The following is a 20,965-nucleotide window of genomic DNA, read 5'->3' as shown; positions in this document are numbered from 1 at the left end:
CCCGCGGCCCTGCTAGCCTGGGCCTTGGGTGTTGGGCTTGGTCTGACCAACGACGCGATCGGACACGAACGGATTGCTCTGCCGCTCCAGGTTGAAGCTCGACATCGGGCCGTGACCGGGCACGAACTGTACATCACCGAGCGGCCATAGCTTTTGCGTGATCGAGTGGATCAGGTCGGCATGATTGCCGCGCGGAAAGTCGGTCCGGCCGATAGAGCCCTTGAACAATACGTCGCCAACCTGCGCAAAGCCGCTGGGCGCATGGTGGAAAATAACGTGTCCGGGGGTGTGGCCGGGGCAATGGATCACATCCCAGGTCGTTTCACCGAGTGTGACGGTATCGCCGTCATGCAGCCAGCGATCGGTCGTGAAACTGCGCATGTCGTCAATGCCGTAGCGCTGGCCCATGCTGGGAATGGAGTCGATCCAGAACTGGTCGTCTTCGTGCGGCCCTTCGATGGGGGCGCCGGTGCGCTCCTTCAGTTCGGCGGCGCCACCGGCATGATCCGCATGACCATGGGTGATCCAGATCTTGTCGACCGTCAGGCCGCGTCGCTTGATCTCGTCAAGGATCGGATCTAGATCGCCGCCCGGATCGATGATCGCGGCCTTGTTTGTCTTCGTGCACCAGACCACGGTGCAGTTCTGCTGCAACGGCGTGACGGGCGCCACGAACAGGCGGATCGGTGGTTCTTCGGACATAGTGACTCACAAAAGAAAAGGCTCAGACCGATGTACGATCTGAGCCTTATCCATTCAAGCTGTTGCCAGCTTATTTCTTGATATCGTCGACGCCGTGACCCAGGGCCTCGACAGGGCCTTCAAGTTCATCGTCTTCCGAGATGTCGATGCCCTTGGCGAGCTTCGAGTGCCAGAAGCCGTAACCCGCATAGATCACCACACCCACCAGAGCGTAGCAAACGAGGATGGTCAGCGGCAGGGTGTTGCCGCGATTGTAGTGATCGATCATCGGCGCGAAGTTTTGCCAGGCCAGGAACAGACAGGCCAGGATGCCGAGCACGGCGGTCACGATGCCGCCGGGCACCTTGAACGGGCGTTCCATTTCAGGGTGCTTGATGCGCAGATAGATGACCGACAGACACACGATCGAGAAGGCGACGGCGGTACCCAGGCTGACGAGATCGCCAAGCAGCGAGATCGGCAGGAAGGAGGCCGCTATGGCGATCATGATGCCGAGCAGGATGGTGCCAAGCCAGGGCGTGCGGAATTTGCGGTGAATCTTGGCGAAGACGGCCGGCAGAAGGCCATCACGCGCCATGGTGTAGAAGATGCGCGTCTGGCCGAAGCACAGGACCAGCATGACCGAGCTGAGACCGGCGACGGCGCCGACCTTGATCAGCAGGCTGATGGCGTTCATCTGGCCGCTGGCGACGTAAGGCCACGGGAAGTTGGCCCAGGTCAGGGCCATGTGGTCGATGGCGACGGCGATGGGGGCAGGGCTGGCCAGTTCGAGATAGGGCACCACGCCGGTCATGACGGCAGCGACGGCCATATAGATGATGGTGCAAATGACCAGAGCGCCGAGGATACCGATCGGCACATCGCGCTTGGGGTTCTTGGCTTCGGCGGCGGCGGTGGAGACGGCTTCAAAACCGACATAGGCGAAGAAGATGATAGCCGCGCCGCGGAAGATGCCGCCAACGCCGAATTCACCGGGATTGCCGGTTGCCTTGGGGATAAACGGATGCCAGTTGGCCGGATTGATATAGGAAATGCCGACGGCGATGAAGGTGAAAAGCACGATGATCTTCAGCACGACGATGGCGTTGTTGACATTGGCCGATTCACTGACGCCCAGCACCAGCAGACAGGTGACGAGGGCGATGCCGATGGCGGCGACCAGATTGAAGGTGCCGGTCATCGACATGGTGGTGTGGCCGGCATCATTGGTGACGGCCTGAACCAGCGGTGTCGCCCATTGCACGGCGGGGTGGGCCGCATCTCCGCCGATAATGGACGGGAAGTGGACGCCGAAATCGCCGAGCAGGCTGACGACATAGCCGGACCAGCCGACCGCCACGGTGGAGGCGGCGATGCCGTATTCCAGCACCAGCAGCCAGCCCATAACCCAGGCGGCGCTTTCACCGAGCGTGCCGTAGGCGTAGGTATAGGCCGAACCGGACACCGGCATGGTGGAGGACAGTTCGGCGTAGCACAGGCCGGCCAGAGCGCAGGCGATGCCGGCGACGACGAAGGACAGCATGATCGCCGGGCCGGCATTGGCGGACGCCACCTGGCCGGTCAGAACAAAAATGCCGGCGCCAATGATAGCGCCGACCCCAAGACTCATCAGATTAATCGGCCCAAGCGTGCGCTTGAGCGGGCTCTTCGCCGCTTCTGCCTGAATCTTCAGAATCGATTTTTTAAGCACAAGCTGGCTTAGGAAATTGGCCATATGACCCCTCGCAAATTTTATAATTATAGCGCTTAAGCCTTATGCACAAAGCGCAAACAGGCCCTGTGAGCGAGCCCCTGATCGTGACGCTATCGTCATATTGTCACTTTGGCAACGGCTTATTAAGCAAGCGCTTGCGACGGATAGCGTCAATGCGCGCAATTCGCGAATTTCGGGCAGTAGCGCGACGATCACGGCGCGAACGTCCGAGTTAAACTTGAGTTCTGGGGGCTTTCTGATACCAAGGCGCGATGTTACCCGTAACGGAAATCTATGCGCCGCTGAAAGACTGGCTGGTGGACCACACCACGGCCCTGATCATTGCGCCGCCAGGTGCGGGCAAGACCACGGGCATTCCTCTGGCTTTGCTCGACGCGCCTTGGCTGGCGGGCCAAACCCTTATCCTGCTGGAACCGCGCCGTCTGGCCGCCCGTGCTGCCGCTGCGCGCATGGCCGAAACCCTGGGCGAGCCGGTGGGCCGGACCGTTGGCTTTCGGGTGCGGGGTGAAAGCAAGGTCTCGGCGAAAACGCGCATCGAGGTGGTGACCGAAGGTATTTTCTCGCGCAAAATTCTCGATGATCCGTCGCTTGAAGGCGTCGGCGGCGTTATCTTCGATGAATTCCACGAGCGCAGCCTTGATGCCGATCTGGGGCTGGCCTTCGCGCGCGATGCGCAAACTGTGCTGCGCGATGATCTGCGCCTTTTGGTCATGTCGGCCACACTCGATGGCGACCGCGTGCTCGGCCTGCTGGAAGGCGCGGGGCGCTTTGAATCACAGGGGCGCACCTTCCGAATTGAGACCCACTATCTCGGCCGCGATCAGGCCTTGATGATGGAGCAGGACATCGCTCGCCATGTGGCGCGCTTGTCGACCAAGCTCAGCGCCGACAAGGCTGAGACCCTGCTGGTTTTTTTACCCGGACAGGGCGAGATACACCGCGTGGCGCGCTTCCTCGAAGAGCGCGGCGTCGCGTCTCATATCGATATCTGCAAGCTCTATGGCGCCATGGATTTCAAGGATCAGGCCCATACTCTGGCGCGCAATGAAGCCGGTCATCCCAAGATCGTTCTGGCCACCGCCATCGCCGAAACCTCTCTGACGCTGGATCGTGTGTCCATGGTGGTCGATTGCGGGCTGTCGCGGCTTGGCCGTTTCGATGCGGCGCGCGGCACGATCCGGATGGTCACCGAGCGGGTATCCAGGGCTTCGGCTGATCAGAGACGAGGACGGGCAGGGCGCACCCAGGCCGGCGATGCCTATCGTCTGTGGGACGCCGAGCAGGACCGCTCGCTGATCCCCTTTGCCAAGCCGGAAATTCTGGAGACCGATCTGTCGCAATTGGCGCTTTCCTTACGGCTATGGGGCGCGAAGTCGACCGAGGGGCTGGCCCTGCTCGATCATCCGCCAAAGGCTGCCATGGAAGAGGCCATGAAGCTGTTACGTTCGCTGGATGCGCTCGATACGGCCGGCGATCTGACGGCGCATGGCAAGGCCATCGCGCACTTGCCTATGGCGCCGCGACTGGCGCACATGCTGATCCGGGCGGCCGAAAACGGTGGGGCGGAACTGGGCGCCAATCTGGCGGTACTCCTGTCGGAAAATGGCCTAGGCGGTAAATCGACCGATCTCGATACGCGGCTGGAAGCCTTGTCGCGCGATCGTTCGCCCAAGATTTCGCAGGCGCGCACTCTGGCGCAAGGTTGGGCAAGGCAGGCGCAAGGCCTGATAAAATCGACGACAAAACAAAAGTTTGTCGGCAAGTTCTCACATCATCTTTTGGCCGAATGCTTTCCGGAGCGGATTGCCAAGGCGCGGGGTAAGGCCGGCGAATTCGTCATGGCCAATGGTCGCGGCGTCTATGTCGACGAACATGATGCCTTGGCGCGTCAACCCTATCTGGCGGTTGGTGATCTCGGCGGTGGCTCGAACCGCGACCGCATTCTGCTGGCGGCGCCTCTGAGCGACGTCGACATCCTGACCCTGTTCGCCGACCGTCTCGACAAGGGCGTGGTGCTGGAGCGCAACAACGGCCGCTTCCGGGCCTTCGAACAGGTCAGGCTCGGTGCTGTGGTCCTGTCCAGCAAGCCGCTTGACAAGATACCGCCTGAACTCCTGCTTCATGCCGAGGCTGAAGAAATTCAGCAAAAGGGGCTGAAAGCGCTGAACTTATCGGAAGGTGCGCAGGCCTTGCGCGCTCGTGTTGCCTTCCTGAAAGCGCAGGACGATAGCTGGCCGGATATGGGCGATGAAACGTTGCTCGGCACTCTGGAAACCTGGCTTGGGCCTTACGCCGCCGGCAAGTCCATGTTGTCGCTTGGCGGCCATGTCATCCTGCAGGCGCTCAGCGATATCCTCGATTACGACCAGCAGCGCGCGCTCGATAAACTGGCGCCGGAAACCTGGCGCATGCCGACCGGCTCCCATATCCGCATTGACTACGAAGCTGAGGGCGGGCCGCGGCTGGAAGTGCGCGTGCAGGAACTTTACGGCACCACCGTCCATCCGGCCATCGGGCCTAATCGCACGCCGATCACCCTTTCGCTGACCTCGCCGGCGCATCGTCCGATCCAGATTACCAGGGACCTGCCGGCGTTCTGGAGCGGCTCGTGGTCTGAGGTGCGCAGCGACATGAAGGGGCGCTATCCGCGTCATGTCTGGCCGGAAAATCCGCGCGAGGCCGATCCGACGACGCGCGCCAAACCCAGAGGAACATAACAGCGGCACATAAATAAGCGCTTGTTGGCCTTTACGGCAATCCGCTTACTGTACCCATCGTATAAGGGTAAACAGGAGCCGCTATGATTACCGTCCACCACCTCGACAATTCGCGTTCGCAACGTATTCTATGGCTGCTGGAAGAGCTGGGTCTGCCATACGAGATCAAGGCCTATAAACGGGACAAAAAGACGATGTTGGCGCCGCCAGAACTGAAGGCGGTTCATCCTCTCGGTAAATCGCCCGTCATTACCGATGGCGCCCGAACCCTGGCTGAAACCGGCGCCATTGTGGACTATCTGGTGTCGACCTACGGCGGCGGTCGTCTCATCCCAACCGCCGGCAGCGAAGAGCGTTTCAGCTATACCTATTGGATGTATTATGCCGAAGGCTCGGCGATGACGCCGCTTTTGCTTAAGCTGATCACCAGCCATATTCGCGGGCGCGCGCCGTTTTTCATCCGGTCGATCGCTGCCGGAATCGCCGATAAGGTCGACGCCACCCTGGTGACGCCAAACCTGACGGCCAATATAGATTTTTGGGAAGATACTCTGAGCCAATCACCATGGTTTGCCGGCGCGGATTTCAGCGCGGCCGATATCATGATGAGCTTTCCGCTGGAAGCGGCTGCCAGTCGCGCCGGTGCGAACACGAAGCCGCATATCATGGCCTGGTTGAAAACCATCCACGCCCGCCCGGCCTATCAGCAGGCGCTCAAGCGCGGTGGCCCTTACACCTATGCTTAGATGGTGATGCAGCCGGCGAAGGCGACGCCGATGAACGGCAGAACGATAAGCTTCAGAATCAACTTCTTCATAACATTACTCCTTGAACCTGAGCGCAGGCTAAGCGGCCATGCCCCTGATGTAAATGGAAAAGGCGCCGTTTTATCGGCGCCTTTTTATCAGGATAAGACTTCCTGACCGTGATCTTAGTTGCGGGTATAGGTCAGGTGGTCCGCGCCGCTGCGATCGATGATGATGCAACCGGAGAGGCTGGTGGCCAGAACGGCGACGCAGAGAAGCTTGATGGCGAGAGATTTCATGGATTTTCCCCTGGAATAGAATGGATTAAAAAGATTTCGAGCTGGTCATAACGTCGGCCGGCTTTTCCCCGGCGCTGGCCGGCGGTGACGTGTCGTAGTCGTGATCGGGCGCCACGTACATGATACAGCCGCTGAGGGCTGAGGCAAGTGCGGCAAGGCAGGCGACCTTGATAAGAAGGTTTTTCATGGCGGGTCTTTCGAAGAGGTGCCGGATGCGCCCCTGATGGAATGAACTTATGCGAGCCTCTATGAACGGTATATGAACCATTTCCACCTTAATTCTTTTTAATAATCAGGTGGCTATTTCGTTTTCTTTTGTCTGTGTCTCTTTTGCCCAATAGTTGGCCAGCGGTGTGCAGATCAAAAGCTGGAGCGGATGGTACAGCATGATCGGCAGCAGGATCAGCCCAAGTCCCGATGGATGACCGGCGAAGATCAGAGACGCCATGGGTATGCCGGTGGCCAGGCCCTTCTTGGTGCCGCAGAAAACCACGGCGGCACGGAAGGCCGGTGCGATATGGAAGGTGTCACAGACTTTCCATAACATCAGCAGCACGATGAAAAACAGGCCCAGCGTGGCGGTGATGACGAGCGCCAGCGTGGCCGGACTGTTAGTGCTCCAGATATGGCGCGCAAAGGAATCGCAAAACGAGGTGTAGACTAGCAAAAGGATGGTGCCACGATCGGCGAGTTGTGCCCATTTTTTGTGTTTTTGCAGCCAACCGCCGATGAGCGGGCGCATCACTTGGCCCACGATCAGCGGCAAGGCCAGCCACAGCATGAGATCTATAAATACCCCCATAATATCAAGATGTTGTCCGCTGCTTTTCAGCAAGAGGCTCATCCATAACGGCGTGATGAAGATACCGAGCAGACTGGAGAGAGTGGCGTTAAAAACCGCCACCGGCACATTACCGCGCGCCGCGGCGGTCATGGCCACGGACGAGGAGACGGTGGAGGGAATGGCGCATAGATAGAAGAAGCCGAGACGCAGGTCCGGGCTGATCAACGGGCCTGTCAGGGTGAGGAAAGCCAGTCCGATCAGGGGAAAGAGCAGAAAGGTCGAGCCCTGAATGATCAGGTGCAGGCGCCAGCGCATAATGCCGTCTTTCAGGGCGACAAACGACATCAGGGCGCCGTTGAGGAAGAAGATCAGCGCCACGCCAAGCTTGGTGACCAGTTCGGGATGTAGCGCACCGCCTTCCGCGCCGAAACTTGGGAACAGCGCCGCCAAAATGATGGCCACCACCATGCCGGTGAGGAAGGGGTCGAGTTTAAACCTCACCTATAGCCCTGCCGCCGCATAGATCATAATGCCGGTCGCTACCGACAGGTTGAGGCTATCGGCGCGGCCCTTCATCGGGATCTTGACGTGGGTGTCGCAGACGGCGGCGATCTCCGGCGTCAGGCCGGATTGTTCGGTGCCCATCAGCAGGAGCGTCGGGCGGACATAGGGGGCGGTGCGGTGATTATGCGTGGCGGTCAGAAGCGTGCCGACCACCGAGCCGGTCCAGCGCTTGCGATCGGCCACAAACTGCTCCCGTGTGCATCTGACGATCGGCAGGGCGAAGACCGAGCCCATGGTGGCGCGTACCGTTTCGACCGAGAACGGATCGACGCAATCGCCGATCAGGATGACCCCGCCAATGCCGGCCGCATCGGCGGTGCGGATGATGGTGCCGAGATTGCCAGGATCGCGGACCTGTTCCAGCGCCACCCAGACATCGTTGGTTTGCGGGTCGATATCCTCAAGCGTCCGGTTCACCTGCGCGAACACGGCTATGACCATTTGCGGATTATCTTTGCGCGATATCTTCTCAAGAATTTCGCGGGTTACTTCCAGAACCTCACCCTTCGCCTTTAGCGTCTCGTCGATGGCGCGTTTGAGCAACGGATGGTAATCCGTGCCATTATCGCTCTTTGGGCCATAGACGAGAATCTGCGGCGCAAAGCCGAGATCAAGGGCATCAATGATGATCTTCAACCCTTCAGACAGAAACTGGCCGGTCGCTTCACGCTCCTTGCGCATATGCAGGGCGCGGATGTCCTTGATCGTCTGGTTGGTGAGGGAGGTGATCTGCTTGATCATTGCGCCATCCATCTCGCAAAGAAGCTGAGGCCGATTTCGCGCGGGGCGATATCGGCTGGCTTGACGCCCTTCGGTGGCTTCGAATCCTCGATCAGGGTCAGTTCGCCGTAATCGACGCGGCCGCCTTTGCCGGGACCAACGGCTTCGGCGACGAGATGCGCCAGAGCCGGGCCGGAGACGCGCGCCGCATAGGCGTTGAGCAACAGGAAAGACGCCTCGTCCGAGAGCAGTTGCGCGCACAGATGGATCATTTCGGGCAGGTCTTCAAACAGACGCCACACCTCGCCGGTCGGGCCGCGGCCATATTTCGGCGGGTCGAGAATGATACCTTCGTATTTCGAACCGCGCTTGACCTCGCGCTGGACGTATTTGCGGGCGTCCTCGCAGATCCAGCGGATCGGCGCATCGCTCATACCGGACAGGGTGGCGTTATCACGCGCCCAGCCGATAGCCTTTTTCGAGGCGTCGACATGGGTGACCTTGGCGCCGGCTTCGGCCGCCACCAGACTGGCGACACCGGTATAGCCGAACAGGTTGAGCACACGCGGGCTGTTGCGTTTGGAAATCGCTTCCTTTTGCCAGGCCCAGTTGGCGGCCTGTTCGGGGAAGAAGGCGAGGTGGCGGAAATTGGTGAAGCGGCCGTAGAACCTGGCCTTCTCCCAACCGAGTGCCCATTGCTCCGCCGGTTTGCGCGTGAAGCGCCAGTTGCCTTCGTCGTCCTCGCCATGGGGATCGAAAATGGCGTCGGCCTTGTCCCAGAGTTGCGGGTACTTTGGCGCCCACCAGCATTGCGGTTCCGGGCGGATGACGAGATAGTCGCCGTAGCGTTCGAGCTTCTTGCCGTCACCGGAATCGACGAGGGCGTAATCAGCCCAGGCCTGGGTGCGCAGAGTGGTGGGGGTGTCGCTGATGATCATGTTTAAGGCCATAAGCGCTGCGTTTGGCTACGTAAAGAGGGCGCGCTTCAAAAACAGGAGTGGATGGCGGACTTTGACAGGCGATCGGCGCGTGTTCGGTCTTGTCCCAATGGAAAGGACGGGTCGCCAATTGATACAGGGCGAAGGCGGCCGCCAGCGATTGCAGACACCAGTAGAACGGTGCGCCAAGGACATCGCGCCAAAGGGGTTTGAGGCCGGCACGTCTTGCGCCTAGCACCAGGGCCATCATGCCGCTTATGGCGCCGATGAGGAAGAGGGACAGGTCGCGCGAACCCAGCGGCGCCAGGACGTCGGCCGGATTGCCGATATATTGCACGACGCTCAGAAGCAGGGCGGCCATCACCAGGGCTGTGAAAGGCGCATAGAAAAGCGCCGCGCTAACGCTCAAACCGACGCCGAGGAAGAGGCCTAACCAGGCGCGCGGCCGAAAAGAGGTAGTGAAACGGGTATGTACCAGAAGGGGCTGCATGTAACCCTTGATCCAGCGTGTCCGTTGCGGAATCCAGGCAAGGGTGTTGGAGGGCGGGGTTTCCAGGGTTGGCGAAGTGATGATGCCGCAGAGATAACCATATTGTGCCAGTCTCATGCCCAGATCGGCATCCTCGTTGACATTATAGGCATCCCAGGCGCCCAGCCGCTTGAGAATAGCGGCTTTGAAGTGGTTGCTCGTGCCACCAAGCGGAAAGGGCAGGTTGAGATGGTGCAGGGCCGGCAGCAGGACATCGAACTGCACGGCATATTCTTAGGCGAAACGCCGGCCGATAAAACTGGTGGCATCGACCGGCCGCAGCGGCGCTTGTATGCAGGCCAGCATAGGGCTTCCTCTGGCGAAGGCGCGGGCGGCCTCACGTAACTGATCGGCGCGCGGGCGGTCCTCGGCGTCATAGATGACGACCAGATCGCCGGTGGCAAGACCCAGCGCATGGTTCAGCGCGCGCGGCTTGATCCGTGGGAAGCCATCGGGCACTTCGATAATCTTCACATAGCCAGGCAGTCGTTGGGCGCGAAAAGCGGCAATTGTGGCGTGGTCGTCTTCTTTCAGGGCGAACAGGATCTCCAGCCGGTCGCGCGGGTAATCGAGATCGAGCATCGCTTTTAGCAGTTGCGGCACGATGTCGGCCTCTTTGTACAGAGCGACGATCACGCTGTAATGGGGCAGGTTTTCGTTGGAGGCGCTGGTCAGGGGATCGGTATGTTCAGTCGCTTGCGGTGGCTTGGTAACGCAGGCGGCCAGTCGCAGAATGGCATTGCTCATAAAACAGGCCCAACTCAGCCAGTACAGGCCGCCGAGTAGGGTCGACGGTGCCTCTACACACAGGGCCGCAAAAACGGACACGAGGAGTATCAGTGCCCCTATCTGTTGCCAGGAGGGCCCAGAGCGTGCCGAAAGACCGGCCCCCAGAGGGCTAACGGGTTTGGCGACGCGCGGACGAAAAACCTGCGGTTTAGCTGTTCCGGCCGACGCAGAATCCTTATACATCCACTTCTGCTTGAAGGTTTCTATGATCACGCCCGCCGCCCCGGATGTTTCACTTTAAAAGGAACAACGCCTTGCGGTATAAAGGCGCAGTTTTTCAACCGCTATAAAAGCAATTGGGGGTAGGTATTTCTAAGTTTAAAGTCGTGCTTGGGTTGATTTTTGGGGTAATGTTTGCGTTAGCTACAGACCTGTCAGCGCAAACGCGTGCGCCACAGGTCAGCAGACCACCCGCAAAAGCGATGCCAGCAAAAGCTCTGAAGGTCGTGTCCCTGGACCAGTGCGCCGACCAGTATGTGCTGGGCCTGGTGCCGCGAAACCAGATCCTGGCGCTGTCCGATCATGCGCGTCTGCACGACTCCAATTTCCGCGATCGTGCTGAGCATGTCCGGCGCATCCGGCCGCAACTTGAGAGCCTGCTGGCGCTTAATCCGGATGTAGTGGTGCGCACCTGGGGCGGTGATATCAACCTGATCAAGGCCCTGACCGATCGTCATATAAAGGTTTTGAATATCAATGACATCTATAGCTATGATCAGGCAAAACCTGAGCTTTTGCGCATCGGTCAGGAGCTCGATCAGGTGGCCAGCGCGCAAATAGAGGCGCGTCGCTTTGATCAGGCCATGGCCGCCATCCGGCAGGTCGGCAAAGGGCGGACCGTGCTCTATTACACGCCCACAGGCTATAGCGCCGGGCCGGACACCATGGTCGCGGATATGTTGCGAAGACTGGGTTTCAGGCTGGAGACTCAGGATAAGGGTTTCTTCTACCTGTCGCCGGAGGTTATTCTGAGCCTGAAACCTGATATCTTCGCCCTGGGGTTTTATGAAGATCATTACGCCATGCGCCGGGTGCCGGGCCGTAATCCGCTTGTCCGTGCGCGCATCGCTTCGATGCCTAATTTCACCCTGCCGGTGCAGATGATCAGTTGCACGGGCTGGTTCACAGCCTACGATCTGGCGGAGTTGTCGAAATCACCCCTGACCGGCTCAGGCGGCATGAAGGCGGTGCCGTGATGCATGTGAGCCTGCGTAGTCTGAGCATCGGCCTGGGCGTAGCCATAGGCGTTTTACTGATCGTTTTGATGCTGTTTGGTGATGTGCCTCTCAGCGGCGTCATGTGGCTGGACGCTTTCATTCACTGGAATTCACTCGGTTCCGAAATCGTCTGGGGCATTCGTTTGCCGCGCAATCTCGCCGGAATCGGTGTTGGCGCCATGCTCGGCATGAGCGGCGCCCTGATGCAGGGGTTGTTGCGTAATCCGCTGGCCGAGCCGGGTCTGCTCGGGGTATCGGCGGGTTCAGGACTGGGTGCGGCCTTGGCCATCGTCTTCGGGTTAGGTCTGACGCCGTTCGCGGTCGAGAGTTTCGCCCTGATCGGCGCCGCGGTCGTTGCCGTCATCCTGCTCATCTTCGTTCAGCGCTTCCCGCAGCGCCAGTCGCTCATCCTGCTCGGCGTCGGTCTGTCGGCGCTGTGCGGCGCCCTGATGGCGCTGGTGTTCAATCTGTCGCCATCGCCGGTCACCACCGCTGAAATGCTGGGCTGGATGATGGGCTCGGTCGCCAACCGCAACTGGTTCGATGTGATGATGTGCGTGCTGGGGCTTGGCGCGGTCAGCGCCATGTCGCTGCAATTGGGCAAGGGCTTGCGCTTCCTGACGCTGGGCGAAGAAACCGCGCGTTCGATGGGTATCGATATGACCCGCTTGACGCAGGTTATCGTCATCGGCTCGTCCCTGCTGGCCGGCCTGTCGGTTTCGGTGGCCGGTGTCATCGGTTTTGTCGGGCTGGCCGCGCCGCATCTGGTGCGCGCCTTTGGTATCAAGGACCCCTATCTGCTGATCTGGCCCTCCGCCCTGACCGGTGCTTTGATGGTCATTGTCTCGGACGGCCTGATCCGCCTGATGCCCCCGACGGCCGATGTGCGTCTGGGCGTCCTGACCTCGCTGGTTGGCGCGCCTCTGTTCGCCATCCTCGCCTATAAGAGCGCCCGTTCATGGATGCAGGACTGATGTCGCAACTCACCCTCACGAACGTCAGCGTCAAACTGGGCCAGGAGACCGTGGTGCAGGATGTCTCGGCTGATCTGACCTCCAGCAAGCTCTATGTGCTGGTGGGGCCCAATGGCGCCGGCAAGACGACCCTGCTCAAGGCCATGGCCAGCCTGCTGCCGTTGAAAGACGGCTTGATCCGCTTCAATGGCGAGGAGCTGGCCGGCCAGACGCCGGCGCGGCGCGCCGAAAGCATCGCCTATCTGCCGCAGGATCGCAGCATCGCCTGGGATCTGGCTTGTGTTGATGTCGCGGCCCTGGGCGCGCAGCACCTGACGCCCGATCTGGCGCGGCAAAAGTCTTTCGCGGAATTGCAGGCACTGGGTTTACAGGAGGTGTCGGATCGCGGCGTCTTCGGCCTCTCCGGCGGGCAGCGTGCGCGCGTGCTGCTGGCGCGGGTTCTGGTCAGTCCGGCCGAGGTGTTTCTGCTCGATGAACCGCTGATCGCGCTCGATCCGGCGTGGCAAAGGCAGGTGCTGATCCGGCTCAAACAACGCGCCGAAGCCGGCCAGACCGTCATCCTCAGCCTGCACGATCTTCACCTGGCGGCACAGTTCGCCGATCAGGTTCTGCTGATGCACAAGGGTAAGCTGGTGAAGATGGATACGCCCGAAAACATCTTTGTTCCCGAGCTGTTATCCGAAGTGTTTAACCTGAAGGGCGAACTGGTATCGGGTGATGGCCAGCGCACCCTCCGGCTGGAAAGTCTGCCTCTTCTTTAGTCCTTCTTCTTTTTCTTTTTTGTCTTCTTCGCCGGTGGGACTTTCTTCTTCTTTTTCTCCGCCACGGCCTTCTTCCGGGTATCCTTGACGGGTTTGGCTGACGGCTTCGGATCCGCCACGGGCGCCATGACGCCACTGGCCGGTGTGGTCAGGGCCGCCGCGGCGGCCGGATTGGTGGTCTGGGCCTTCTGGTAATCGAGATAGCCGATCGGCGCATCCGGCGATGGCGTGTCGCTGAATTCCGGCGTATCGAACGCACCGATCGGGCCGGGGAAGCCGCGCTGGACATCGGCCATAGCGGTCAGGGGGGCGGTGCCACCGGCCAGGCGGGCACGATAGACGCGCATGTTTTCCGTCACGCGCATCATGTAGTTGCGCGTTTCGGTGAAGGGGTGGCACTCGATAAACGACAGGGCGTCGGCCGTGGCGCCACGCGGATCGCCACAGTCGGCAACCCAGGTCTTCATCCGGCTCGGGCCGGCATTATAACCGGCCGCCGCCATGACGTAGGAGCCGTCGAAACGATCGACCAGTTCACCGAGGTGATAGGTGCCGAGCGTCATATTGTATTCCGGCTCGTAAAGCTGGGAGTCGCTGTAGCCCATATTGAGACGGTTGGCGACGGCACGCGCGGTCGACGGGATAAGCTGCATCATGCCGCGCGCATTGGCGTGGGAGCGGACACTCGGATCGAAGCTCGATTCCTGGCGGGTGATGGCCAGCACGAAGGCTTTTTCCGGTCCCGGTACATTGGGAACCGAGCGCAGCGGATAGGCGCGTTCGGGGAGATAGAAGCCGCGCTGCATCGAAACGCGCGCCACCTTCATGGCCATCAGTTGCGAGTCGTAAGCACCGACCAGATCGACCAGCAGGGCCTCTTCCTCGGCATTGGGCAGCACGTCATCGAGGTGGAGCACGATGGCGCGGAACAGGTCCAGTTCGCCGGTCGAACCGAGCAGACGCGCCGCCTTGATCAGGTCACGGCTCTCGAAGCGGTCGCGATCGGCCTGGCTCGGTATCGGGTCCTTGCCGAGTGTGATGGTCTTGATGCCGGCTTTTTCCGCTGCCATCTGGCCATAGAAGGCATAGATATACTGGCCGCCCTGCGCATAGTAACGCTGCGCCAGGGTGGCGTCGGCATCGATGCCGTTGGTTGCCGGACGGTTGCGCGCTTCATAGGCACGGCCCAGCCAGTAGTTGGCGCGCCCTTGCGTGATGGGCGAGGTGCCGGCCGTGGCCAGTTCGTGAAAATGGCGGATGGCCGTGTCGGGGTCGCTCAATTTGATGAGCGCCACCCAGCCGGCGAAGAACTCGGCCTCGGCCTTGCTTTCACCTGCCTCGAAACCGCCGCCGTTCATGGCGTCATAGGCGGCGCGATAATTGCGCGCCTTGAGGGCGGCTTTGAAATAGCCCCAGCGCAGCGAATAGAGCTGCGAGGCGGCGTCCGGGCTGGCCGAGGCCGGCGGCAGGTCGGCCAGAAGCGCGAAACCGAGCGGTTCCAGCCCCTTGCCGGCCAGATACTTGGCGCGGGCAAAGGCGAGGGTTGAATTATGCAGATCGCCGTTCAGGGCGTTCTGATAGAGGGAATCGCCGCTGGCCGAACTGGTGCGCATGGCGATGACGGCATTGGCGATATCGGCCTGATGCTGACCGACATAGGCGGTCATGTCGCGGATCGCCTGCGAATTGCCACTCTGGTAGTTGAGTTCGAGGCAGGTCAGGCGCGCCTGATGGTCGTCCTGGGTGAGATAGGTGCTGAAGGCCTGGTAGAAGTTGACTTGCGGCAAGGCGTCGAACACCTTGGTGCGCCACCAGCTTTTGGCCAGGGCGCGCGCCTCTTCGGTGCGGGTCAGATTGCCATAGGCGGTGATCAGGGCGGTCGCGCCTTCGGTGGTTTGCGGCGGCGAGCCCTTGAACCAGTCGACGGTTTGTTGCGCGGTCATGCCCGACAGGCCGATCAGCTTTTCCGCGGCGATCTGGCGCTTAGCCTCACGCGGCCAGCCCCACAGGTCGCGGCGGGCGGCATCGAGCGCGGCGAAGCTGTAGATATTACCGTCGTTGTTGATGATGGTCCAGGTGACGATCTTGCGCGCCACCGGGCTGCTCAAGCCGGACGCCAGCGAATCAGCCTGGGAAAAATTACGCGACTTGGCGGCCGAAAGCGCCTGCTGCAACAGGGCGGAATCGTTGCCGGACAGGGTGGAGGGAATATAGGGACGGGCGGTATCGGCCGGGGGGGCGGCTGCATCCTGCAAGGTATCGTCCTGCGCCGCCACCGGCTGCAGGGCGCCCAGACTCAGGGCGCTGACCCCCATGACGAGGGCGATTTTGCGGGCGAGGGTGGCGATGGTCTGTCGGTCAGGCTGGGTCATAAAATTCCTGTATCTGGCCAAAAGTTATGCATAGCCAGACTATAGATATAGTTTCTTTTTAGAAAGCCATTGCGACGATGGCTTTGCTTATCTATGGCTATTTTCATATAATCCAAAGCCGGAGATGGCCGAAAAGCCACAACTTTCCGTGTTTGCGGTGAGATGAGAGCCAGAAGACAAGATGACGATGACCGACAGAGCTGCACAACCCCTTTTCCGCGGCGTAATTACCGCTCTGGTGACGCCCTTCAAGGGGGGCGAGGTTGATTATGCGGCGCTGGAGAAACTGGTCGAGTTTCAGATCGCCGGCGGCGTGCACGGCATTGTGCCGGTTGGCACCACGGGCGAGACCTCGACCCTGACCATGGAAGAGCATCGCGCCGTCGTGAAGCTGTGCGTCGAAAAGGTGGCGGGGCGTATCAAGGTGATCGCCGGCGCCGGCTCGAACAATACCGCCGAGACGCTGGAACTGGCCCATCACGCCAAGGAGGTCGGCGCCGATGCCGTCCTGGTCGTCGCGCCCTATTATAACAAGCCGTCGCAGGAAGGCCTGTACCAGCACTTCAAGGCGCTGAATGACAATGTCCAGATTCCGGCCCTGCTGTACAATGTGCCAGGCCGCACCGTCGTGGATATGAGCAACGAGACCGTGGCGCGCCTCGCCAAACTGCCGAACATCGTCGGCATCAAGGACGCCACCGGCGATCTGGAACGCATCAGCCAGATGCGTCTGATGATTGAAGGCAGCTTCTCCTATATCTCCGGCGATGACCCGACCCTGCTCGGCTATCTGGCGCATGGCGGCCACGGCGTCATTTCGGTGACCTCGAACGTCGCGCCGGCGCAGGTGGTGGCCATGTATGAGGCGGTCGCCCAGAACGCTTATGAGACGGCGCTGCAGTGGCAGGACAAGCTGATCACCCTGCACAAGGTTTTGTTCGCCGATTCCTCGCCATCGCCCACCAAGTATGCCATGAGCCGCCTTGGTCTCTGCACCGATGAGGTGCGTCTGCCGATCGTCGCCTGTTCGCAAGCCGTGCGCCCGCTGGTTGATCAGGCACTGACTCTTGCCGGGGTGCCGCTGGCGGGACAGGAACGGGTCACCGCCTAATGGATGTCATCAGCACCTATAAGGTGATCGCCGATAACCGTCGGGCGAAGTTCGATTATTTCCTCGAACAGAATACCGAGGCGGGGATCGCCCTGACCGGCACCGAGGTCAAGGCGCTGCGTCAGGGACGGGCTAATATTGCTGAATCCTATGTCAGCATCGAGAATGGCGACGAACTGTGCCTGATCAATGCCGATATCCCGATTTACGGCCACGCCAACCGCTTTAACCATGAGCCGCGCCGACCGCGCAAACTGCTGCTCCATCGGAAAGAAATCAGCCGTTTCATGGTGGCCATCCAGCGTGAAGGCATGACGATCATCCCGACCAAGCTGTTCTTCAATGACAAGGGTCTGGTGAAGCTGGAAATCGCCCTCGCCAAGGGCAAGAAACTGCACGACAAACGTGAAGCCAGCGCCGACCGCGACTGGGCACGCGATAAGGCCCGTCTGATGCGGGATAAGGGGTAAGGTTATTCGCGAGAATAAAGTTTGATCTTATCATCGCGAATTTTATGTAGCCTGTCGCGGGTTGCTTGAAGTGTTTGCTCTAAAAAGTACCGCGCGCTTTTCGCATTTCCAAACCAGATGTCACTGATCGTTTTACGCAGCAAACTTTTGAGACTTATATCCTCGCGTACCAAGATAGTCTCAAGATAGACTTGCAATGCCTTCAAATTTTCTAGCCTGAGATCGGCAACATTGCCCGCGGTGGCATTTTCCAAGCTACCGTACTCCTCGAAAATATCTTGATGGAAAAGGCTGCAGTATTCGTCGAAAGCATCAGGCATCATAGCACACCCGGAAAAGCGCCGCCGTCGATCAGCAGGCTCTGTCCGGTGATATAACCGGCTTGAGCCGAGCATAAAAACGCGCAGGCCGCGCCAAATTCTGAGGGCTCGCCAAAGCGCTTAGCCGGAATACCTGCTTCGCTCTCGGCCTTGACCGTGGCGACATCTACCCCGCGATCAGCAGCCTTCTTGCTCAGACCGCTGGTCTGGCGCGCGGTATCGAACGAACCCGGCAGCAGGAAGTTGATCGTCACATTGGCGTGCGCCACGCTGCGCGCCACACCCGCCAGAAAGCCGGTCAGGCCAAGGCGGGCGCCGCTCGACAGATCAAGACCGCTCAGCGGCATTTTCACCGACCCCGAGGTGATGTTGACGATCCGGCCGAAACCACGCGCCACCATACCGTCGATCACCTTCTGCACCAGTTCGATTGGCGTCACCATATTGCCGGTCACGCCTTCCAGCATGGCGGCGCGGTCGATCTGGCGGAAATCGCGGTAGGGCGGGCCGCCATTGTTATTGACCAGAATATCGACCTGCGGCACCGCGCTTATCAGCGCGCTTTGCGTTGCCGCCAGACTGACATCACCGGCCACCGTGATGATGATAGCACCCGTCGCGGCGCGTATTTCCTCGGCCACCGCTTCCAGCTTGTCCGCGTCGCGGCCGTTGATCACCACCGTGCAGCCGGCTTTCGCCAGTTCGAGCGCGCAGGCCTTGCCCAGTCCCTGACTGGAGGCGCACACAAGCGCGTAACGTCCGCTGATACCGAGATCCATCGTCAAACCTTAGGGGTAAAAAGGGCGGGGAAGATGCGCCTGCGCCGATAAGCCATCAAATCGTGTCGTCGTCATCATCCTCGGTGCCGAGGAATTTCGGCGGATTGGCGTGGCTGGAACGTGGACGACCGACAACCGTAGCGAGATCGGCCAGATCGACGAAGGTATCGGCCTGCCGGCGCAGTTCGTCGGAGGTCATGGGCGGCGACGACTTGACGGTGGAAACGACGGTGACGCGCGCGCCCTTACGTTGTACGGACTCGATCAGGCGGCGGAAGTCACCATCGCCGGAGAACAGCACCAGATGGTCGGCGTGTTCGGCCATTTCCATCATGTCACAGGCGATTTCGATATCCATGTCACCGCGCCAGCGCTTGCGCCCTTGCGCGTCGGTATATTCCCGGGCCGATTTGGTGATCAGGGAGAAGCCGTTGTAATCGAGCCAGTCGACAAGCGGGCGGATCGGCGAGTAATCGTCGCCCTCGACCAGGGCGGTATAATAGTAGGCACGGATCAGAATACCGCGCTTTTTGAATTCATCGAGCAGCTTGCGATAGTCGATGTCGAAATTGAGCGCCTTGGCGGCCGAATAGAGGTTGGCACCATCAATAAAAAGCGCGATACGGTCGGTGGGATAAAAGCTCATAGTGAAATAATTCCACGAGAATGTGCGGTTAAAATGGCGGGAAGCGTCAGCAATACGGCGATTTTTATCGCCTATGGTTCAAACCTGTCGGCGGGTCAACAGACTGCATCGCAAGCTTTCGCGCGCCTTGTCAAGGATTTGGAAGCGCGTGGATTAATTGTGAACAAAATTTCACGTCTGTGGTCGTCGCAGGCCTGGCCGGATCCGAGTGATCCGCCCTATCTCAATGCCATCTTGCAAATTGCAACTGATCTGCAACCAAATGATTTAATGCAGCTTTTGCATGGCATCGAAGAAGATTCCGGGCGTGTGCGTGATGGTCGCCTGAACACGCCGCGCGTGCTGGATCTCGATTTAGTCGCCTATGGCGACCTGGTGCTGGAAGGCGAAAGCGGGCTGGTCCTGCCGCATCCGCGCGCCGCCGAGCGCGCCTTTGTCATGGGGCCGCTGGCCGAGATCGCACCGGACTGGGTGCACCCGATAAGGGGGCTGACGGCGCAAGACCTCTATGCAAGCGCCACCGTCGCCCGCGACGCTTATCCTTTGGATGTCGCGAGCTGAGCTTCCGCCTCGCGCCGCGTTGCACGCTGGTCGATCCAGATATAGAGACCGACCCCGGTCAGAACCAGCAGGGTGCCGATGAGATCCGACGGGCTGATGCGCTGGTTAAGGATCAGGGCGCTCATGGCCAGGGTGAAGATCGGATTGATGAAACTGATCACGGCATTGGCCTGTGACGAAATGCGGCTGAGCGCGAAATTGGTCAGGTAGCTCGGCAGGACGGTGGCGCCGATCGCCAGTCCGATCACCAGAGTGAGCAGCGGCGGCGTCATGTGTATGTCGCTGATCTTGTGCACCAGCAGGAAGTGCGTGCCGGTGGCGATGGCGGCGCCGCTCATCGCCCATGAGGTAAAGAGCGATGGTCCCATGCGCTTGATCAATGGCTTGGCCAGCAGCAGGTACATGGCAAACGCCACCGACGACACCATGCACCACAGGGCGCCGACCACGATGGCCGAGCCGTGCGCGTTCAGGTCGGTGATGAAGACCATCGCCAGCCCGGCATAGCTGATCGCAAACGCCCATACGGCCTTCAGGCGGAAAGGCTGCTTGAAGAACATGGCGCCGAACAGAATGACGAACAGGGGGTAGGTGAAGAGGATCAGGCGCTCGAATTGCGGCGACAGCGTTGTCAGGCTTTCGAAATCGGTATAGCTGGCCAGCCAGTAGCCAAGCGCGCCGACCAGCAGTGTGCGGATATACAATCCCGGCTGGCGGTCGATCGGCGGCAGGGTGTTGGTGCCCTTGGATTTGGCGCGCAGGAAGGTCAGGATGCCGAAGACGACGAAGAACGGCGTGGCAATCGACAGGCGCAGCGCCATCAGGGCCGAGGCGTCGATATCGTAGGCATAGGCCAGCTTGATCCAGATGCCCTTGCTGGCGAAAAGGAACGCGCCCAGCATGGCCAGGATATAGCCGCCCCAGGTCAATAACCATGGGGCTGAAAGCGGGCTTTTCGGTGCGGGCTGGTCGGACATCTGGGCCTTTGCGGGCGCCTTTGTGTCTCTCAAGCGCCCCGTGAAACGGGTAGGGGCGCGATCGTTCGGATCAGTCGCCTAGGAGGTCTTGCGCGAAGCGGACTTGACGCCAAGCGACTTGACGTTAAGCGATTGGCACGCCCAAATAAGCTTGGACATGATGTCAATGTGTGTGAGCGCGAAGGCGTTGGCGAAGTTGGTAATCATGGGCGGGCAAGTAGAGGGTTTGGACGTTTTGCGCAACCGTAAACACATGTTTCAGATGTCACGTTCGG

General features: G+C 60.2%; 21 protein-coding genes. 8 read left to right on the top strand and 13 right to left on the bottom strand.

All coding sequences use genetic code 11. From position 1 onward, the window contains the following. Positions 1–12: 12 nt before the first annotated feature. Together B060_RS23800 and B060_RS0103225 are read right to left on the bottom strand one after the other, a co-directional pair. Complete coding sequence (locus B060_RS23800) at positions 13–702, bottom strand: MBL fold metallo-hydrolase (RefSeq protein WP_018080313.1); 690 nt, start codon at positions 700–702, stop codon at positions 13–15. Positions 703–772: 70 nt separating this feature from the next. Next, on the bottom strand, positions 773–2,416 hold the full coding sequence (locus tag B060_RS0103225; RefSeq protein WP_018080312.1) for an amino acid permease: 1,644 nt from the start codon (positions 2,414–2,416) through the stop codon (positions 773–775). Positions 2,417–2,667: 251 nt separating this feature from the next. Between B060_RS0103225 and hrpB the strand changes: the two genes are divergently transcribed. Then, complete coding sequence (hrpB, locus tag B060_RS0103220) at positions 2,668–5,133, top strand: ATP-dependent helicase HrpB (RefSeq protein WP_018080311.1); 2,466 nt, start codon at positions 2,668–2,670, stop codon at positions 5,131–5,133. Between the two features lie 83 nt (positions 5,134–5,216). Next, entirely contained in the window at positions 5,217–5,879 is a 663-nt protein-coding gene (locus tag B060_RS0103215; protein WP_018080310.1) for a glutathione S-transferase family protein, read from the top strand. Positions 5,880–6,203: 324 nt separating this feature from the next. Here the strand turns inward: B060_RS0103215 and B060_RS27075 are convergent, their stop codons facing one another. The 6 genes from B060_RS27075 to B060_RS25960 form a co-directional block, all read right to left on the bottom strand. After that, positions 6,204–6,365, bottom strand: a complete 162-nt coding sequence (locus B060_RS27075; protein ID WP_018080307.1) for a hypothetical protein — start codon at positions 6,363–6,365, stop codon at positions 6,204–6,206. 105 nt (positions 6,366–6,470) lie between these two features. Continuing rightward, on the bottom strand, positions 6,471–7,463 hold the full coding sequence (locus B060_RS0103195) for a bile acid:sodium symporter family protein (protein ID WP_018080306.1): 993 nt from the start codon (positions 7,461–7,463) through the stop codon (positions 6,471–6,473). Then, entirely contained in the window at positions 7,464–8,267 is an 804-nt protein-coding gene (locus B060_RS0103190) for a TrmH family RNA methyltransferase (protein ID WP_018080305.1), read from the bottom strand. Then, entirely contained in the window at positions 8,264–9,184 is a 921-nt protein-coding gene (locus tag B060_RS0103185) for a class I SAM-dependent methyltransferase (protein WP_035423006.1), read from the bottom strand. The genes B060_RS0103190 and B060_RS0103185 overlap by 4 nt, the downstream gene beginning before the upstream one ends. After that, positions 9,135–9,938 (bottom strand): glycosyltransferase family 2 protein, encoded by an 804-nt coding sequence (locus tag B060_RS25965; RefSeq protein WP_018080303.1) that lies wholly within the window; start codon positions 9,936–9,938, stop codon positions 9,135–9,137. The genes B060_RS0103185 and B060_RS25965 overlap by 50 nt, the downstream gene beginning before the upstream one ends. 9 nt (positions 9,939–9,947) lie before the next feature. Next, positions 9,948–10,541: a glycosyltransferase gene (locus B060_RS25960; RefSeq protein WP_157405618.1), complete on the bottom strand. Its 594-nt coding sequence runs from the start codon at positions 10,539–10,541 to the stop codon at positions 9,948–9,950. Between the two features lie 383 nt (positions 10,542–10,924). Here B060_RS25960 and B060_RS0103175 point away from each other — a divergent pair, with 383 nt between their 5' ends. The 3 genes from B060_RS0103175 to B060_RS0103165 are packed head-to-tail and all read left to right on the top strand — an operon-like array spanning position 10,925 to position 13,454. Further along, entirely contained in the window at positions 10,925–11,698 is a 774-nt protein-coding gene (locus tag B060_RS0103175; protein WP_018080301.1) for an ABC transporter substrate-binding protein, read from the top strand. Further along, positions 11,698–12,693 (top strand): FecCD family ABC transporter permease, encoded by a 996-nt coding sequence (locus tag B060_RS0103170; protein ID WP_018080300.1) that lies wholly within the window; start codon positions 11,698–11,700, stop codon positions 12,691–12,693. Before B060_RS0103175 ends, B060_RS0103170 begins: the two co-directional genes overlap by 1 nt. Continuing rightward, a complete protein-coding gene (locus B060_RS0103165; RefSeq protein ID WP_018080299.1) occupies positions 12,678–13,454 on the top strand; it encodes an ABC transporter ATP-binding protein in 777 nt (258 codons plus the stop codon). Before B060_RS0103170 ends, B060_RS0103165 begins: the two co-directional genes overlap by 16 nt. Here B060_RS0103165 and B060_RS0103160 read toward each other — a convergent pair. Then, positions 13,451–15,826, bottom strand: a complete 2,376-nt coding sequence (locus B060_RS0103160) for a lytic transglycosylase domain-containing protein (RefSeq protein ID WP_018080298.1) — start codon at positions 15,824–15,826, stop codon at positions 13,451–13,453. The two genes, B060_RS0103165 and B060_RS0103160, sit on opposite strands and share 4 nt — an antisense overlap. Positions 15,827–16,007: 181 nt before the next feature. Here B060_RS0103160 and dapA point away from each other — a divergent pair, with 181 nt between their 5' ends. Next, positions 16,008–16,937 carry a 4-hydroxy-tetrahydrodipicolinate synthase gene (gene dapA, locus B060_RS0103155; protein ID WP_018080297.1) on the top strand — a complete coding sequence of 310 codons (930 nt, stop codon included), beginning with the start codon at positions 16,008–16,010 and terminating at the stop codon, positions 16,935–16,937. Further along, positions 16,937–17,407 (top strand): SsrA-binding protein SmpB, encoded by a 471-nt coding sequence (smpB, locus tag B060_RS0103150; protein WP_018080296.1) that lies wholly within the window; start codon positions 16,937–16,939, stop codon positions 17,405–17,407. Before dapA ends, smpB begins: the two co-directional genes overlap by 1 nt. A 2-nt stretch (positions 17,408–17,409) precedes the next feature. On the opposite strand, the gene B060_RS0103145 is transcribed toward smpB, so the two are convergent. From B060_RS0103145 to B060_RS0103135, 3 genes are read right to left on the bottom strand one after another with little or no spacing between them, the layout of a single operon-like run. Next, positions 17,410–17,730 carry a hypothetical protein gene (locus tag B060_RS0103145; protein ID WP_018080295.1) on the bottom strand — a complete coding sequence of 107 codons (321 nt, stop codon included), beginning with the start codon at positions 17,728–17,730 and terminating at the stop codon, positions 17,410–17,412. Further along, entirely contained in the window at positions 17,727–18,506 is a 780-nt protein-coding gene (locus tag B060_RS0103140) for an SDR family oxidoreductase (protein WP_018080294.1), read from the bottom strand. Before B060_RS0103140 ends, B060_RS0103145 begins: the two co-directional genes overlap by 4 nt. A 55-nt stretch (positions 18,507–18,561) precedes the next feature. Then, the gene (locus B060_RS0103135) at positions 18,562–19,152 is read right to left on the bottom strand and encodes a LabA-like NYN domain-containing protein (RefSeq protein WP_018080293.1); all 591 of its coding nucleotides are present in this window, start codon (positions 19,150–19,152) and stop codon (positions 18,562–18,564) included. A gap of 33 nt (positions 19,153–19,185) precedes the next feature. Between B060_RS0103135 and folK the strand changes: the two genes are divergently transcribed. Next, entirely contained in the window at positions 19,186–19,713 is a 528-nt protein-coding gene (folK, locus tag B060_RS0103130; RefSeq protein ID WP_018080292.1) for a 2-amino-4-hydroxy-6-hydroxymethyldihydropteridine diphosphokinase, read from the top strand. On the opposite strand, the gene B060_RS23790 is transcribed toward folK, so the two are convergent. Next, positions 19,689–20,690, bottom strand: coding sequence for a DMT family transporter (locus tag B060_RS23790; RefSeq protein WP_155847625.1), 1,002 nt, complete (start codon positions 20,688–20,690; stop codon positions 19,689–19,691). The two genes, folK and B060_RS23790, sit on opposite strands and share 25 nt — an antisense overlap. Positions 20,691–20,965: the final 275 nt, after the last annotated feature.

The organism is Asticcacaulis benevestitus DSM 16100 = ATCC BAA-896 (genome assembly GCF_000376105.1).
GTDB classification, from domain to species: Bacteria; Pseudomonadota; Alphaproteobacteria; order Caulobacterales; family Caulobacteraceae; genus Asticcacaulis; species Asticcacaulis benevestitus.
This window is presented reverse-complemented; position numbering and strand designations above follow the sequence as displayed.

Coding starts and splice junctions, on each gene's coding strand:
- B060_RS23800 (WP_018080313.1), bottom strand. CDS start 702: ATGTCCGAAGAACCACCGATCCGCCTGTTCGTGGCGCCCGTCACGCCG.
- B060_RS0103225 (WP_018080312.1), bottom strand. CDS start 2,416: ATGGCCAATTTCCTAAGCCAGCTTGTGCTTAAAAAATCGATTCTGAAG.
- hrpB (WP_018080311.1), top strand. CDS start 2,668: ATGTTACCCGTAACGGAAATCTATGCGCCGCTGAAAGACTGGCTGGTG.
- B060_RS0103215 (WP_018080310.1), top strand. CDS start 5,217: ATGATTACCGTCCACCACCTCGACAATTCGCGTTCGCAACGTATTCTA.
- B060_RS27075 (WP_018080307.1), bottom strand. CDS start 6,365: ATGAAAAACCTTCTTATCAAGGTCGCCTGCCTTGCCGCACTTGCCTCA.
- B060_RS0103190 (WP_018080305.1), bottom strand. CDS start 8,267: ATGATCAAGCAGATCACCTCCCTCACCAACCAGACGATCAAGGACATC.
- B060_RS0103185 (WP_035423006.1), bottom strand. CDS start 9,184: ATGATCATCAGCGACACCCCCACCACTCTGCGCACCCAGGCCTGGGCT.
- B060_RS0103175 (WP_018080301.1), top strand. CDS start 10,925: ATGCCAGCAAAAGCTCTGAAGGTCGTGTCCCTGGACCAGTGCGCCGAC.
- B060_RS0103170 (WP_018080300.1), top strand. CDS start 11,698: ATGCATGTGAGCCTGCGTAGTCTGAGCATCGGCCTGGGCGTAGCCATA.
- B060_RS0103165 (WP_018080299.1), top strand. CDS start 12,678: ATGGATGCAGGACTGATGTCGCAACTCACCCTCACGAACGTCAGCGTC.
- B060_RS0103160 (WP_018080298.1), bottom strand. CDS start 15,826: ATGACCCAGCCTGACCGACAGACCATCGCCACCCTCGCCCGCAAAATC.
- dapA (WP_018080297.1), top strand. CDS start 16,008: ATGACGATGACCGACAGAGCTGCACAACCCCTTTTCCGCGGCGTAATT.
- smpB (WP_018080296.1), top strand. CDS start 16,937: ATGGATGTCATCAGCACCTATAAGGTGATCGCCGATAACCGTCGGGCG.
- B060_RS0103145 (WP_018080295.1), bottom strand. CDS start 17,730: ATGATGCCTGATGCTTTCGACGAATACTGCAGCCTTTTCCATCAAGAT.
- B060_RS0103140 (WP_018080294.1), bottom strand. CDS start 18,506: ATGGATCTCGGTATCAGCGGACGTTACGCGCTTGTGTGCGCCTCCAGT.
- B060_RS0103135 (WP_018080293.1), bottom strand. CDS start 19,152: ATGAGCTTTTATCCCACCGACCGTATCGCGCTTTTTATTGATGGTGCC.
- folK (WP_018080292.1), top strand. CDS start 19,186: ATGGCGGGAAGCGTCAGCAATACGGCGATTTTTATCGCCTATGGTTCA.
- B060_RS23790 (WP_155847625.1), bottom strand. CDS start 20,690: ATGTCCGACCAGCCCGCACCGAAAAGCCCGCTTTCAGCCCCATGGTTA.